The following is a 14,516-nucleotide window of genomic DNA, read 5'->3' on the forward strand; positions in this document are numbered from 1 at the left end:
TGGCGCAGCCTTCTTGGCAGCCACTACCTTCTTGGCAGGAGCGGCAGCTTTCTTCGCTGGCGCAGCCTTCTTGGCAGCCACTACCTTCTTGGCAGGAGCAGCAGCTTTCTTCGCTGGTGCAGCCTTCGTGGCGGCCATTACTTTCTTCGCTGGAGCGGCCTTCTTGGCGGCCGGTTTTTTCGCAGTTGCCATCATGTTCTCCTTGGGTCAATTTGCAAAGAGCACTCTCTGTCTGCAGTGGACAGAAAGCGATCCATGAAGATGGATAAGAACTCCATCTCCATGAACACGGAAACGACCCACGCGATGGCGCTCTGAGGCGTTGTCGGCGTGGGGCGTGGTGTAAAGATCCATGGTGGTGTGATGCGAAAGGTGCTAGTCCCAGGACAGCGCACCACCAGACTGGTATTCAATAACGCGGGTCTCGAAGAAGTTGCGTTCCTTCTTCAGGTCGATCATCTCGCTCATCCAGGGAAACGGGTTTTCTTCGTTGGGGAACAGCGTTTCCAGCCCGATCTGCGTGGCGCGGCGATTGGCGATGTAACGCAGGTAGCCCTTGAACATGGAGGCATTCATTCCGAGCACGCCGCGCGGCATGGTGTCTTCGGCGTAGCGGTACTCCAGCTCAACCGCCCTGAGGAACAGTGCCTTGATTTCTGCCTTGAACGCTGCTGTCCAGAGGTGGGGGTTTTCCAGCTTGAGCTGATTGATCAGGTCGATGCCGAAATTGCAGTGCATTGACTCGTCCCGCAGGATGTACTGGTACTGCTCGGCGGCACCGGTCATCTTGTTCTGGCGACCCAGCGCCAGGATCTGCGTGAAACCGACGTAGAAGAACAGACCCTCCATCAGGCAGGCAAAGACGATCAGCGATTTGAGCAGCGTCTGGTCGTTCTCGGGAGTGCCGGTATGGAAGTTGGGATCCATGATCGCCTCGATGAAGGGGATCAGGAACTGGTCCTTGTCGCGAATCGACTGGACTTCGTTGTAGGCGTTGAAGATTTCGCTTTCATCAAGACCGAGCGACTCCACGATGTACTGGTAGGCGTGCGTGTGGATGGCTTCTTCAAATGCTTGGCGCAACAGAAACTGGCGGCACTCTGGTGCTGTGATGTGGCGATAGGTGCCCAGCACAATGTTGTTGGCCGCCAGCGAGTCTGCGGTGACAAAGAAGCCCAGGTTGCGCTTGATGATGCGGCGCTCGTCATCCGTCAGGCCGTTGGGGTCTTTCCACAACGCGATGTCCCGCGTCATGTTCACTTCCTGCGGCATCCAGTGATTGGCGCAAGTGGCCAGGTATTTTTCCCACGCCCACTTGTACTTGAATGGAACCAGCTGGTTGACGTCGGTCTGGCCGTTGATGATGCGTTTGTCGGCTGCGTTCACGCGGCGGTGCGCTGCCGCAGCGGTGGGCGCGGGCACACCACCGCCGGCGCTGACTGCAGCACCTACGACTTGCGCTGAGGGGGGCTGGAAAGACAGAGGCGGTTGTCCCGCCAGGCGGTTGTGGTTCAGACCGCCGTCCAGTTGATTTTGCGATGAGGGCTTGACTTCTTCGTCCCAGGTCAACATAGATTTTCCAGTGTTCGGATTATGAAAGCAGTGCTGCAAAAAGAAAAGCACTGAAGCGTTGTGCAGCAAGGTTTTGTTGCTTCACAACACATGCGCAACGCATCGGACAAGGCCGATGCGTTGCCGTTGCCGTTGTTACTGACAGGCTTCGCAGCCGGGATCGTCGATCGCGCAGAACTTGATGTCCGTGGCCGGCAGTGCGGCACCGGGTGTTGCCGCGGCGGCCGCCGCGGTTTCGAGTGCGCTGGAGTGGGCCCGCGCAGGTGTCGATGCGCTGGTTGCACCACCTTCATTGCCCGACGAAACCGCGTTGAGCTGGCGCGTGGTCACCGTGCTCATCTCGACGTGTGTGGCACTTTGTGTGCGCAGGTAGTACGTGGTCTTGAGTCCGCGCACCCAGGCAAGTTTGTAGGTGTCGTCCAGTCTTTTGCCCGATGCGCCCGCCATATAGATGTTCAGGCTCTGCGCCTGGTCAATCCACTTCTGGCGGCGCGATGCTGCCTCCACCAGCCACTGTGGGTCGACTTCAAACGCCGTGGAGTACAGCGCCTTGATGTCCTGGGGCACGCGGTCGATCGGGTGGAGCGATCCCTTGAAGTGCTTGAGGTCCATGATCATCACGTCATCCCACAAGCCCAGTCGCTTGAGGTCGCGCACCAGGCCACCATTGATCACGGTGAATTCGCCTGACAGGTTGGACTTGACTGACAGGTTGCCGAACGAGGGTTCGATGGAGGCATCCACCCCAATGATGTTGGAAATCGTGGCCGTGGGGGCGATGGCAACGCAATTCGAGTTGCGCATGCCGTCCTGTGCAATCTTGTTGCGCAGGGCGTCCCAGTCCAGCGTGGACGAGCGATCCACTTCCACATAGCCGCCGCGGGCCGTTGACAGCATGTCGAGCGTGTCCAAAGGCAGGATGCCGCGATCCCATAGCGAGCCTTTGTAGCTGTGATATTTACCGCGCTCCCTGGCCAGATCACTGGAAGCCCAGTAGGCGTAATAGCAGATGGCTTCCATCGATTGATCGGCAAATTCCACGGCTTCTTGCGAAGCGTAAGGAATGCGCAGTTCGTACAGGCTGTCCTGAAAGGCCATGACCCCCAGGCCCACCGGGCGGTGGCGCAGGTTGGACTCCCGGGCCTTCTTGACGGCGTAGTAGTTGATGTCGATCACGTTGTCGAGCATGCGCATGGCCACCTTGATGGTCTTCTTGAGCTTGTCGTGGTCGAGTTTGCCGTCCTTGATGTGCTGCAGCAGATTGAGCGAACCCAGGTTGCACACGGCGGTTTCGGTGTCGCTGGTGTTCAGCGTGATTTCGGTGCACAGGTTGGACGAGTGCACCACGCCGGCGTGCTGCTGGGGTGAACGCACGTTGCAGGCATCCTTGAACGTGATCCAGGGGTGGCCGGTTTCGAACAGCATGGTCAGCATCTTGCGCCACAGGTCGGTGGCCTGTACCGTCTTGGCAGGCTTGATCTCGCCGCGCGCTGCCGCCTCTTCGTAGGCGACATAGGCCTTTTCAAAGGCTGCGCCAAAAAGGTCGTGCAGGTCAGGCACGTCAGACGGCGAGAACAGCGTCCAGGTGCCCTTTTCCATCACGCGGCGCATGAACAGATCGGGAATCCAGTTGGCGGTATTCATGTCGTGCGTGCGGCGGCGGTCGTCACCGGTGTTCTTGCGCAGCTCCAGGAACTCTTCGATATCGAGGTGCCAGGTTTCCAGGTAGGTGCAGACGGCGCCTTTGCGCTTGCCGCCCTGGTTCACGGCCACGGCCGTGTCGTTGACCACTTTGAGGAAGGGCACCACCCCTTGCGACTCGCCATTGGTGCCCTTGATGTGGCTGCCCAGCGCGCGCACGCGGGTCCAGTCGTTGCCCAGGCCGCCAGCAAACTTGGACAGCAGGGCGTTTTCCTTGATGGACTCATAGATGCCATCGAGGTCGTCGGGTACTGTTGTGAGGTAGCAGCTGGACAACTGCGAACGCCGCGTGCCGCTGTTGAACAGCGTGGGCGTGCTGGACATGAAGTCGAAGCTGGAAAGAATCTCATAGAACTCGATGGCGCGTGCTTCGCGGTCGATCTCATTGAGCGAGAGTCCCATGGCCACGCGCATGAAGAAAGCCTGGGGCAGCTCGATGCGCGTTTTCTTGACGTGCAGGAAGTAGCGGTCATACAGGGTTTGCAGGCCGAGGTAATCAAATTGCAGGTCGCGGTCGGCCTTGAGGGCGGCGCCCAGGCGCTGCAGGTCGTACTGCAGCAGACGTTCATCCAGCAGCTCGTGCTCCACACCCTTCTTGATGAACTGCGGGAAATAGTCCACATAGCTTTGCGCCATTTCGGCCTGAGTGACTTCGCGGCCCAGCACCTCACGCACGATCGTGTGCAGCAACAGGCGCGCTGTGGCGTAGGTGTAGTCCGGATCCTTCTCGATGAGTGTGCGTGCGGCAAGAATGGACGCCTTGTAGACCTCTTCCATCGGTACGCCGTCATACAGGTTGCGCATGGTTTCCGCCACGATGGGCTGGGCGCTGATGTCTGAACCCAGGCCGACGCAGGCCGATGCAATGAGCGACTGCAGGCGGGCCAGGTCCAGCGCCACGCGCTCACCGCCGTCCATGACATGCAACTGGGGGGCTGCAGGGGTTTGCTCTTCGGCTTGTCGCGCGCGCTCCTGGGTGCGGCGCTCGCGGTAGAGCACGTAGGCCCGAGCAATTTCATGGTGACCGCTGCGCATCAGCCCCAGTTCCACCTGGTCCTGCACGTCCTCAATGTGAAAGGTGCCGCCGCCGGGGCGTGAGCGCATCAGCGCGCGGGTCACATTCTGGGTCAGCATGTCCACCACCTCGCGCACGCTGGCCGATGCGGCGCCTTGTGTACCGTGCACGGCCAGAAAGGCTTTCATCATGGCGACGGCGATCTTTTGCGGCTCAAACGGGACCACTGCGCCGTTGCGCCGGATGATCTGGTAGTGGGTCAGCACATTGGCCGTCGCGGGAGCGTGGGATGGCAGCGCCTGTGGCGTGGCGGCGAGGTTGTCGGGGGTGGTCAAAGCAGCTTGCATGGGTGTCCTCTTCTGTGGGCTGTACGGGATGGGCGGGCGGGCTGGGAAAAGCGGTCGCGGTGTTTTCAGTGTGTAACGGCGAAAATCTGTCGCACACTATAGATGGTGTGTAGATAGTATTCAAGACACTACCTGTAGTGTATCGCCTTGATGGGGGTCACAATCCGAGGTGCGCTGTTGCAGTGCGGCGCAGCGGGAAATCGAATGATCCCGCAGGCCCCATGCAGCCGATATGTGATGACTGAAATCAAGCAAAACCGGGCGTCGCAGGCGGTTTTCCTGGACCAGGCCGCGTGGGCGTTGACGCGGGTTTTTTTCGCACCGCTGGGGGCGCGTTACAAACGGTGATGTTTGCGTGCTACAGCGGTGTCGCAGGCGTCACCGGTGCGGGTCCGGTGTGCCTCGGGTTTCCGCAGGAAACTGCGTGAGGGGCCAGGCGAGCAGGCGCTGAAGCCTTGTCCAGTCAAATCCGGGGCCGGGGTCTTGCTTGCGTCCCGGTGCGATGTGTTCGTGCCCCGCCACATGGGCGACGGGGTAGCGCTCCCGGATGTCGGCGCACAGTCTGGCCAGCACCTCGTATTGCACCGGCTCAAACATCTGACCTTCGAGCCCCTCCAGCTCGACACCAATCGAGTCGTCGTTGCACTGCGATCGCCCCCGGTAACTCGACTGGCCTGCGTGCCAGGCGCGCTCGTCGCAGTCCACAAATTGCCAGAGGGTGCCATCCCGTTCTATGAAGAAGTGCGCCGACACCTGCAGTCCCCGGATGCTTTGAAAGTAAGGGTGCGCGTCCCAGTCCAGGGCGTTGGCGAACAGTTTTTGTACCGACCCGCTGCCATAGCTCCCCGGCGGAAGGCTGATGGAATGGACCACGATCAGATCCACGGCAGCGCCACTGGGGCGCGGGCCAAAATTGGGAGAAGGTTGCCTGAGGGCCTCGTGATGCCAGCCCGCGTCCCACCGGGTTTGGGAGGGTGGCCCTTCAGCCAAGGTCGTCATGTGCGTCGTTGTCGCTCGGGGCGGAGATGTTCAACCGGGCAATGCGGTAACGGATTTGTCGCAGGCTGATTCCCAGCCGCGCCGCGGTGGCTGTCCGGTTGAAGTTGGCCTCGCGCAGCGCGCGCACCAGGATCTCCCGTTCCTGCTGGTCCAGCCAGGCTTGAAGATCGTTTGGCAGTGAAGTGCACGGTGTCAGTCCGCTGGTTGCCGCCATGCCGGGCTCGGCGTCGGCAACGGACGCTGTCGTGGCCACTGGCTGGGTGGACGATGGGCGGGCGCCAAAGGCATCGGCGGCAGAGGTGGCGCACTCCACGTGCAGTTCATCCCCGTCGCTCAGTGCCACGGCCCGGTGCAGTAGGTTCTCCAGCTCGCGCACGTTGCCGGTCAGGGGGTGGCTGGCAATGGCATTCAGCGCCTGCTCCGTGAGTGCCGGTGTCTTCATTCCCGATTCCTGCGCTATGCGGGCCAGCAACGCCGTGCACAGCGCGGGCAGATCCTCTCTCCGCTCGCGCAGCGGAGGAATGACGATTTCGATCACGTTCAGGCGGTAATACAGATCCTGGCGGAACCGGCCCGACAGCACGTCGGCCGCGAGGTCGCGGTGGGTGGCGCTCACGATCCGCACGTCCACGGTTTCCTCCTGGGTCGAGCCCAGGGGCCGCACGCTGCGCTCCTGAATGGCGCGAAGCAGCTTCGATTGCATTGCCAGGGGCAGATCGCCGATTTCGTCGAGAAACAGTGTGCCGCCGCGTGCGGCCTGGAAATAGCCGTCGCGGTCCTGACCGGCCCCGGTGTACGACCCTTTGCGGGCGCCAAAGAATTCGGCTTCCAGCAGGTTTTCGGGGATGGCGCCGCAATTGACGGCAATGAGCGGGCCTTCAGACCGCTGACTGCTGGCGTGCAACGCCTGGGCCACCAGCTCCTTGCCGGTTCCGGACTCCCCGTGGATGAGCACCGGGGCCATGCTGCGGGCAACCTTGGCAATCCGCTGCTTGACATTGCAAATGGCCTCCGACTCGCCAATAAGGCGGTCCAGCGCGCTCCCGGTGCCTGTGGGCTCGGTCGTGCTGCCCGGGCGTGCCGGGCTGCGGCTGGAGCGCGGCGCAGGAACTCCCCCCGTCCCCTGGACTGCCGAAGCCACCACCGAACGGAACTGTTTCAGGTCTACCGGCTTGGTCAGGTAGTCGAAGGCCCCCGAGCGCAGCGCTTCGACCGCGTTTTCTGCAGACCCGTAAGCCGTCATGACCACACAACGTTCACGGCGCTGCTGGTTTCGCAGATCCAGCAACAGCTCCATGCCAAAACCATCGGGCAGGCGCATGTCGGTAATGACGGCGTCGAAACGGTGGTCTTTCAGTTGCTGGCGTGCCTCCTGAACGCTGGATGCGGTTTCCACGCGGTAACCTTCGCGCAGCAACGTGAGTTCATACAGGGTGCGCAGATCGGGCTCGTCGTCAACGACAAGGATGGAGGCGGCTGGGGCATTCATGGATTCAGTGGCCGTTCAGACGACGATGGTGTCAAACAGGGTGGCATTTTCGGCAGGGCGTGTATTGCGGCGGAAACCCACGGTAAAAGCATTGCCACCGATTTCGCCGCGTGGTGTGGTGCGCACCAGGCGCTGATAGCCAATCGAGGCGCCGTGGCGTTGGCACAGCTCCCGGCAGATATACAGGCCCAGTCCGCTGGATCGGCTTTCAGACGAAAAGAAGGGCTCGAACAGGTGGCGTTCCACCGATTTGTCCATGGGTGCCCCATCGCTCCATACCTGCAGGCTGATGGCCCCCGACGGGCTGACCCGGGTGGTAATGGCCAGCGAATCGTCGTGGGGGCCCTTGTAGCGCACGGCGTTGTCCAGCAGGTTGAACAGCACACGCCGCAAGTGCTCGGTATCAAACTCGATCTGGGCGTTGTGGCCCATCAGTGAAATGCTGGCGCGGCGCTGTGCCGGGTTCTGGTGCTGCCAGTCGGCGCAGATCTGGGCCACGGTGTCGTCCAGCAGCAGCGTGGAGGCGGGCGCGTGGCTGATCTGGTGCTGCACCCGGGCAATGTCCAGCACCTCTTCGGCGATGCGCGCCAGGCGCTCTGCGTTCTGCCGCACCATCTGGGCGAGCCGTTGCTGGCCCGGGTCGTGCAGATCCTCCTCCAGCAAGGCATTGGCCTGAACGATGGCGGCCAGCGGGTTGCGAATTTCGTGGGCCACGGCAGCGGACATGCGGCCCATGGCTGCCAGTTTTTCTGTGCGCAAGCGCGCTTCCAACTCGCGCAGGTCGTGCAGGAACATCACGCACAAGCGCTCAACCGGCTCATGCAGGGACTCGTGGCGCGAGGCGGTCAGCCAGGTGCGCACATGCAGCCCGGTGGGGCTCTGGCCCGGATGCAGCAGGTCGGCATCGGTGGTGATGGGCTGTTCCTTGAGGAATGTGCGCTGCGCCAGCTTTACCAGTGGCAGCCAGGCGGGGTCCTCGTTCAGGGAGAAGGGGGGCGCCAGTGAGCCGGGGCCGCCCAGCAGCAGCAGTGCGGCCGGGTTGGCAATGCGCACGACATCCTGGCGGTCCAGCACCAGCACGCCATCGGTGAGGTGCTCGATCACCAGCGCGCTCACCTGGGACTGCACTCTCGCCGCCATCTGGCTTTTCTGGGCGAGCTGCTGCTCTCGCGTCAGCCGCACGGACAGCTGGTGCACCAGGTAAGTGATGATGAAAAAGCCCGTGCCGGCCAGTGCGCTCTGGAGATAGCGCGAGGCGTCATCGCCGCCGCTGATCTGCCCTTGCCACCAGGCCAAGGCCAGCAGCAGCAAGGTGGCGGCTGCCGTCGTGCCCAGAGCCAGGGTCAGCGTGCCCAGCACTGCCGCCATCAGGATGGGCAGGCCGAACAGGGGCGTGTAATTCATGGTGCCGGCCTGCAGCAATTGCAAGGCGCATACCGCCGCCAGGTCCACGCCAATGAACGCAAGCCACCGGGGGCCCGCAGCGGGCGGCGGAGGGGCGCGGCCTGCAAGTGCGCGCTCGGCCAGCGTTACCGCAAGGTAGGCCACGCACACCGCCAGCGTGGCCGGCTCTGCCGCCAGGTTGATGAACTGCCCCAGGCCCTGCAAAAACAGCAGAGTCAGCGCCACCATGACGCGGCCGGTCAGAAACCCGCGCCACATGCGCACAAAAGGTGCATCTGCGGTAGACGGTGAAAGACCCGGCGGCAGGAACGGCATGGTGTCAGGCGCTGTGTTGGCGCCTGTGTTCGGCGCAGCAGTAGGCGTGCTGCCCCAACATCAGTGCCTCTGCGCGCGGTACATGCACGCCGCAGTGGCTGCAGGCCACCATGTCCTGGGGCAGGACAGGCGCCCGGGGGGCGGCCTTCTCGGGGCCGGATGCCGGGGGACGGCGGCTTCGCCAGACACCCACGACCACCGCCAGCACAATCAGCAAAACCAGGTATTTCATGTGCTGCGACCCAAAACCACTTCCATCACGAAGCGCGAACCCACATACGCCAGCAGCAAAAGACCGGCGCCGGCGTAGAGTATTCGCACCGCATTGCGCCCACGCCAGCCAAAGCGTGCGCGGCCCAGCAGCAAGGTGGCAAAGGTGACCCACGACAGCAGCGAGAAAACCGCCTTGTGGTCCCAGCGGCCTGGATGCCCGTAAAGCGTTTCGCCAAACAGCCAGCCAGCGAGCAAAGTGGCCGTCAACAGCACAAAACCAGCCGTGACGAAGCGGAAGGTCAGTCGCTCCAGCGTGAGCAGCGGGATACCGCTTTGCGGGTCTTCTGCCTGGCGGATATGGTGCTCGGCACGCGTCATGAGCCAGGCATGCACGACTGCGGCAGCAAAAAGTCCGTAGCAGGCAATGCCCAGGGCCAGGTGCAGCGGCAGCCAGGGCGAGGCGGTTACATGCAAAGGCTGGCCAGAAAACACCAGGGACAGCAGCACCGCCCCCGCACCCAGCAAGGCCAGTATCCAGCGCGCCCGCAACTGCGGAAAAAGCTGGCGTTCGACGGCATACACCGTGAGCACCAGCCACGCGGTCATCGACAGCGCGTGTGCAAACCCGAAGCGGGGGGTATCGCCCCACAGCCCCCACGCCAGCACGGCCGCATGCAGCACCCATGCCAGTAGCAGCACATTGCGCGCCGCCGCGGTGCTCAGGCGTGACGACGCAGCCGCCGAAGAGGCATACGCGGCTGCGGCCGCGAGGGCCAATAGCCAGCTGACAGGGGAAGCACTGGGTAAAATCATGGGTACAGTTTAGCCTTTCGCCCACCGCCAGCGCCCTGGCGGGTCCGCGCGCCACCGGCGCTTGCGGGCACTACCGGAATACCCTATGGCCTCCGCCCTTACCGACAAACTCACGCGCCTCGTCAAGGAGATGCGTGGCCAGGCCCGCATCACCGAGTCCAACGTCACGGACATGCTGCGCGAGGTGCGCATGGCTCTGCTCGAAGCTGACGTGGCGCTGCCCGTGGTGCGCGACTTCATTGCCCGCGTCAAAGAGAAGGCGCTGGGCCAGGAAGTGCTGGGCTCGCTCAAGCCCGGGCAGACGTTGGTCAGCATCGTCAACCGCGAACTGGCCGCCACCATGGGCGAGGGGGTATCCGACATCAACCTGGCCGCCCAGCCGCCCGCTGTGATCCTGATGGCCGGTCTGCAGGGTGCGGGCAAGACCACCACCACCGCCAAGCTGGCCAAGCACCTGATTGAAAAGCGCAAGAAGAAGGTGCTGACCGTGTCGGGCGACGTGTACCGCCCCGCCGCCATTGAGCAGCTCAAGACCGTGACCAGGCAAGCCGGTGCCGAGTGGTTCCCCAGCACGCCCGAGCAAAAGCCGCTCGACATCGCCCTGGCGGCCCTCGATTACGCCAAAAAGCACTACTTTGATGTGCTGCTGGTGGACACAGCGGGCCGCCTGGCCATCGATGAGGCCTTGATGAAGGAAATCAAGGACCTGCACGCGGCACTGAACCCGGTCGAAACCCTGTTTGTGGTCGATGCCATGCAGGGCCAGGACGCGATCAACACGGCCAAGGCGTTCAAAGAGGCGTTGCCCCTGACCGGTATCGTGCTGACCAAGCTCGACGGCGATTCGCGCGGCGGCGCGGCGCTGTCGGTGCGCCAGATCACGGGTGCGCCCATCAAGTTCGCTGGCGTGTCGGAAAAAATCGATGGCCTGGAGGTGTTCGACGCCGAGCGCCACGCGGGCCGTATCCTGGGCATGGGCGACATCGTTGCGCTGGTCGAGCAGGTGAGCGCGGGTGTGGACATGGAGGCGGCGCAGAAGCTGGCCGCCAAAGTCAAAAGCGGCGACGGCTTTGATCTGAACGACTTTCTCTCGCAGATTCAGCAGATGAAGCAGATGGGCGGCCTGTCCAGCCTCATGGACAAACTGCCCTCGCACCTCACCGCCAAGGCCGGTGCGGTGGACATGGACAAAGCCGAAAAAGACATCAAGCGCAAGGAGGGAATCATCCACAGCATGACCCCGCTGGAGCGCCGCAAGCCCGAACTCATCAAGGCCACCCGCAAGAAGCGCATTGCCAACGGCGCGGGCGTGCAGGTGCAGGAGGTCAATCGCATGCTCAAGGAATTTGAGCAGATGCAGGGCATGATGAAAAAAATGAAGGGCGGCGGTCTGATGAAAATGATGAAGAAAATGGGCGGTATGAAAGGCATGGGCGGTATGCCCAAGATGCCGTTCTGATTATTGAGGTGTTTTTGGCCATAAGCGCTTACGGAATAAGCGCTGTAAGCTATCAAAACAAAAGCAAAAAACCGGCGTGAAGCCGGTTTTTTTGTGGGCAGTGCGCCGCTGTGATGCTATTAAAAAAGTAGCTGCTTGCGCCATATCAGAAATGGTTTCCGATACAAAAATGTCTGAAACCTATAGATAGCAAGCGCAAGGCGCTCACTTTTTTATCCATTCTGGGCATCGTACGGCAGATCACGCCATGGCGCGCACCAGCACGTCGCCACGCAGCGTGTACGCCTTGGCTTCGGTGATGGTCACGTCCACCATCTGGCCCACCAGGCGGGGCTGGCCCACAAAGTTGACCACGCGATTGCACTCGGTGCGGCCCATCAGCTCCGTGGTGTCGCGCTTGGAGGCGCCTTCCACCAGAATGCGCTGCACCGTGCCCACGCGGCTTTCGCTGATGGTCTTGATGTTGGCGTTGATGACGGCCTGCAGCTCGTGCAGGCGGCGCAGTTTCACATCGTGCGGGGTGTCGTCGTGCAGGCCGGCCGCGGGCGTGCCGGGGCGGGGGCTGAAAATGAAACTGAAGCTGTTGTCAAAGTGGATGTCGTCGATGAGCTTCATCATCTTGCCGAAATCTTCTTCGGTTTCGCCAGGAAAACCGACGATGAAATCGCTGCTCATGGCCAGATCGGGGCGGATGGCGCGCAGCTTCTTCACCGTGCTCTTGTATTCCATGGCGGTGTAGCCGCGCTTCATGGCCATGAGGATGCGGTCCGATCCATGCTGCACCGGCAGATGCAGGTGGTTGGCCAGCTTGGGGATGCGCCCGTAGGCCTCAATGAGCCGGGGCGTGAACTCGTTGGGGTGGCTGGTGGTAAAGCGAAGGCGCTCGATGCCCGGAATGTCGGCCACGTATTCAAGCAGCAGCGCCAGGTCGGCCACTTCACTGGTGTCGCCCATAGGGCCCCGGTAGGCGTTCACGTTCTGGCCCAGCAGGGTGATTTCCTTGACGCCCTGGTCGGCCAGGCCCGCCACTTCCACCAGCACGTCGTCGAACGGGCGGCTCATCTCTTCGCCGCGCGTGTAGGGCACTACGCAGTAGCTGCAGTATTTGCTGCAGCCTTCCATGATTGACACAAACGCCGATGCGCCCTCGACGCGCGCGGGTGGCAGGTGGTCAAATTTTTCGATCTCGGGAAAGCTGATGTCCACCTGTGGGCGGTCCTGCCGATCGCGCTCGTTCAGCATTTCGGGCAGGCGGTGCAGGGTTTGGGGGCCAAATACCACGTCCACGTAGGGCGCGCGCTTGATGATCTCGGCGCCTTCCTGGCTGGCGACACAACCGCCCACGCCGATTTTCACGCCCTTGGCTTTCAGGTGCTTGATGCGGCCAAGGTCGCTGAAAACCTTCTCCTGCGCTTTTTCGCGCACCGAACAGGTGTTGAACAGAATCAGGTCGGCCTCATCCACATTCTGGGTGGGTTCATAGCCCTGGGCGGCGTTCAGCACATCGGCCATCTTGTCCGAGTCGTACTCGTTCATCTGGCAGCCGAAGGTTTTGATAAAGACTTTTTTGGACATGGCGATTTCTCGAACAGGAATGCACGCCATGGCGCACAGGGGCGCGTGGCGTGAACTGCACACCACCGGGCAGGCCGGTGGTTGCAGCGGTTATCTGGGGGTTGTGTCCGACTCGACGCGGAAGTTGCGCCCAACGGAATCGCTGGCCTTGCGTGGCTGGCTTGCCTCTGCCTTGGTGAGGATCCAGGCCGAAATCAGCAGGCCCGTGCTGGGCTCGATGACGTAGTTCACCTTGAAACGCTGCCCCAAAACCGTGTGGGCCATGACCAGCGTGTTCTGTGGGCTGAACAGCCGCATTCCGGGGGCCATGCGGATGGCGTTGCCGTTCAGGGTGGCGTCGGCGGTGCTGTTGACGGTGAGTTCGCCGCGCAGCGCGGCATCGGGGAAGTTGCGCACCGACCCCATGCCCGAGGGTACCTGGGCGGTGGCAGGGGTGCTGGCCAGCACCAGGGCAGTGCCCAGCGCAGCCGCGAGGGCGCGCCAGAAGCTGTGGGGTGATGTAGTGGCCGAAAACGGGGTGGCGCGGCAGCGGGTCATGGTGTGTATCCAGAGGCTGGGGTGAAAGGGACGCTCATTTTACGCGGCTGCCCCTGGGCCGGGGTGGCGGGCGTCCGGTGTTCGAAAAATCTGCCGTGAGAGAGCGGCTGGTGCGAAGACATCGCCCATGGAAAAAGCCCGCAACAGAGAACTGTTTGCGGGCTTTTGAATGGTGGTGGTGATAGGTGGATTTGAACCACCGACATCAGCATTATGAATGCTGCGCTCTAACCAACTGAGCTATATCACCGCAGAACAAAATTATAGAACAAATTTACTGGTGGGTGAAGTTCGCCGTGCGCTTGTTGACGAAGGCGTCCATGCCTTCCTTCTGGTCCTGGGTGGCGAACAGCGCATGGAACAGCCGGCGCTCGAACATCACGCCGTCAGACAGTGAGCCTTCGAAGGCCCGGTTCACCGACTCCTTGGCGGCCATCACCGCAATTTGCGAGAAGTTGGCAATGACCAGGGCTGCGCCCAGGGCTTCTTCCATCAATTTGTCCAGAGTGACCACGCGGCTTACCAGGCCTGCGCGTTCTGCCTCCACGGCGTCCATCATGCGGCCGGTGAGGGCCATGTCCATGGCTTTGGATTTGCCCACTGCGCGCGGCAGGCGCTGTGTGCCACCCGCGCCGGGGATCACCCCGAGCTTGATTTCGGGCTGGCCAAACTTGGCGTTGTCGGCGGCGATGATGAAGTCGCACATCATGGCCAGTTCGCAGCCGCCACCCAGTGCAAAGCCGCTCACGGCCGCAATCACGGGTTTACGGATGGCGCGGATCTGCTCCCAGTTGCGGGTGATGTAGTCGCCCTTGTAGGCGTCGGCGAAGCTGTATTTGGCCATGGCGCCAATGTCGGCACCGGCGGCAAACGCCTTTTCGCTGCCCGTGATGATGGTGCAGCCAATCTTTTCATCGGCATCAAACGCCTTGAGCGCCTCGCCCAGTTCGTTCATGAGCTGGTCGTTCAGGGCATTCAGTTGTTTGGGGCGGTTCAGCGTGATGACGCCAACCTTGTCCGCTTCGATGCGAACCTCAATGGTTTCGTAGGCCATGAAATCTCCTGGGTTGATGGGTT

12 protein-coding genes and 1 tRNA gene are annotated in these 14,516 nt (G+C 62.1%); 1 reads left to right on the forward strand and 12 read right to left on the reverse strand.

Annotation, left to right across the window (positions count from 1 at the left end):
- The 8 genes from B7Y64_RS14655 to ccsA all read right to left on the reverse strand — a co-directional run.
- Positions 1-192, reverse strand: a 192-nt coding sequence (locus B7Y64_RS14655; protein WP_291329225.1) for a hypothetical protein, incomplete at its 3' end; no start/stop codon positions are given.
- A gap of 183 nt (positions 193-375) precedes the next feature.
- Positions 376-1,572 carry a ribonucleotide-diphosphate reductase subunit beta gene (locus tag B7Y64_RS14660; protein ID WP_024812843.1) on the reverse strand — a complete coding sequence of 399 codons (1,197 nt, stop codon included), beginning with the start codon at positions 1,570-1,572 and terminating at the stop codon, positions 376-378.
- Positions 1,573-1,707: 135 nt separating this feature from the next.
- Positions 1,708-4,635 (reverse strand): ribonucleoside-diphosphate reductase subunit alpha, encoded by a 2,928-nt coding sequence (locus B7Y64_RS14665; protein ID WP_291324038.1) that lies wholly within the window; start codon positions 4,633-4,635, stop codon positions 1,708-1,710.
- Between the two features lie 378 nt (positions 4,636-5,013).
- A complete protein-coding gene (gene ampD, locus B7Y64_RS14670) occupies positions 5,014-5,634 on the reverse strand; it encodes a 1,6-anhydro-N-acetylmuramyl-L-alanine amidase AmpD (RefSeq protein ID WP_291324039.1) in 621 nt (206 codons plus the stop codon).
- A complete protein-coding gene (locus B7Y64_RS14675; RefSeq protein WP_291324040.1) occupies positions 5,618-7,123 on the reverse strand; it encodes a sigma-54 dependent transcriptional regulator in 1,506 nt (501 codons plus the stop codon). The genes ampD and B7Y64_RS14675 overlap by 17 nt, the downstream gene beginning before the upstream one ends.
- Positions 7,124-7,138: 15 nt before the next feature.
- Positions 7,139-8,842, reverse strand: coding sequence for a HAMP domain-containing sensor histidine kinase (locus B7Y64_RS14680; protein ID WP_291324041.1), 1,704 nt, complete (start codon positions 8,840-8,842; stop codon positions 7,139-7,141).
- Positions 8,843-8,846: 4 nt separating this feature from the next.
- Positions 8,847-9,074, reverse strand: coding sequence for a PP0621 family protein (locus B7Y64_RS14685; RefSeq protein ID WP_024812838.1), 228 nt, complete (start codon positions 9,072-9,074; stop codon positions 8,847-8,849).
- Positions 9,071-9,868: a cytochrome c biogenesis protein CcsA gene (gene ccsA / locus B7Y64_RS14690; protein ID WP_024812837.1), complete on the reverse strand. Its 798-nt coding sequence runs from the start codon at positions 9,866-9,868 to the stop codon at positions 9,071-9,073. Before ccsA ends, B7Y64_RS14685 begins: the two co-directional genes overlap by 4 nt.
- Positions 9,869-9,953: 85 nt before the next feature.
- On the opposite strand from ccsA, the gene ffh reads away from it, so the two are divergent.
- Positions 9,954-11,327 (forward strand): signal recognition particle protein, encoded by a 1,374-nt coding sequence (gene ffh / locus B7Y64_RS14695; RefSeq protein ID WP_291324042.1) that lies wholly within the window; start codon positions 9,954-9,956, stop codon positions 11,325-11,327.
- Between the two features lie 240 nt (positions 11,328-11,567).
- Here ffh and miaB read toward each other — a convergent pair whose 3' ends face one another.
- From miaB to B7Y64_RS14715, 4 genes are all read right to left on the reverse strand, one after another.
- A complete protein-coding gene (gene miaB / locus B7Y64_RS14700) occupies positions 11,568-12,902 on the reverse strand; it encodes a tRNA (N6-isopentenyl adenosine(37)-C2)-methylthiotransferase MiaB (RefSeq protein ID WP_291324043.1) in 1,335 nt (444 codons plus the stop codon).
- A gap of 90 nt (positions 12,903-12,992) precedes the next feature.
- Positions 12,993-13,439: a hypothetical protein gene (locus B7Y64_RS14705; protein ID WP_114655841.1), complete on the reverse strand. Its 447-nt coding sequence runs from the start codon at positions 13,437-13,439 to the stop codon at positions 12,993-12,995.
- 173 nt (positions 13,440-13,612) lie between these two features.
- Positions 13,613-13,689 (reverse strand) — tRNA-Met (locus B7Y64_RS14710).
- 24 nt (positions 13,690-13,713) lie between these two features.
- Positions 13,714-14,493: an enoyl-CoA hydratase gene (locus tag B7Y64_RS14715; protein WP_291324044.1), complete on the reverse strand. Its 780-nt coding sequence runs from the start codon at positions 14,491-14,493 to the stop codon at positions 13,714-13,716.
- Positions 14,494-14,516: the final 23 nt, after the last annotated feature.

The organism is Acidovorax sp. 35-64-16, from assembly GCF_002281195.1.
Lineage (GTDB): Bacteria > Pseudomonadota > Gammaproteobacteria > Burkholderiales > Burkholderiaceae_C > Acidovorax > Acidovorax defluvii.

What these genes read in the sequence shown, in the direction of transcription:
- ampD (WP_291324039.1), bottom strand. Translation starts at nt 5,634, where the DNA reads ATGACGACCTTGGCTGAAGGGCCACCCTCCCAAACCCGGTGGGACGCG.
- B7Y64_RS14685 (WP_024812838.1), bottom strand. Translation starts at nt 9,074, where the DNA reads ATGAAATACCTGGTTTTGCTGATTGTGCTGGCGGTGGTCGTGGGTGTC.
- B7Y64_RS14665 (WP_291324038.1), bottom strand. Translation starts at nt 4,635, where the DNA reads ATGCAAGCTGCTTTGACCACCCCCGACAACCTCGCCGCCACGCCACAG.
- B7Y64_RS14660 (WP_024812843.1), bottom strand. Translation starts at nt 1,572, where the DNA reads ATGTTGACCTGGGACGAAGAAGTCAAGCCCTCATCGCAAAATCAACTG.
- ffh (WP_291324042.1), top strand. Translation starts at nt 9,954, where the DNA reads ATGGCCTCCGCCCTTACCGACAAACTCACGCGCCTCGTCAAGGAGATG.
- miaB (WP_291324043.1), bottom strand. Translation starts at nt 12,902, where the DNA reads ATGTCCAAAAAAGTCTTTATCAAAACCTTCGGCTGCCAGATGAACGAG.
- B7Y64_RS14675 (WP_291324040.1), bottom strand. Translation starts at nt 7,123, where the DNA reads ATGAATGCCCCAGCCGCCTCCATCCTTGTCGTTGACGACGAGCCCGAT.
- B7Y64_RS14705 (WP_114655841.1), bottom strand. Translation starts at nt 13,439, where the DNA reads ATGACCCGCTGCCGCGCCACCCCGTTTTCGGCCACTACATCACCCCAC.
- B7Y64_RS14715 (WP_291324044.1), bottom strand. Translation starts at nt 14,493, where the DNA reads ATGGCCTACGAAACCATTGAGGTTCGCATCGAAGCGGACAAGGTTGGC.
- ccsA (WP_024812837.1), bottom strand. Translation starts at nt 9,868, where the DNA reads ATGATTTTACCCAGTGCTTCCCCTGTCAGCTGGCTATTGGCCCTCGCG.
- B7Y64_RS14680 (WP_291324041.1), bottom strand. Translation starts at nt 8,842, where the DNA reads ATGCCGTTCCTGCCGCCGGGTCTTTCACCGTCTACCGCAGATGCACCT.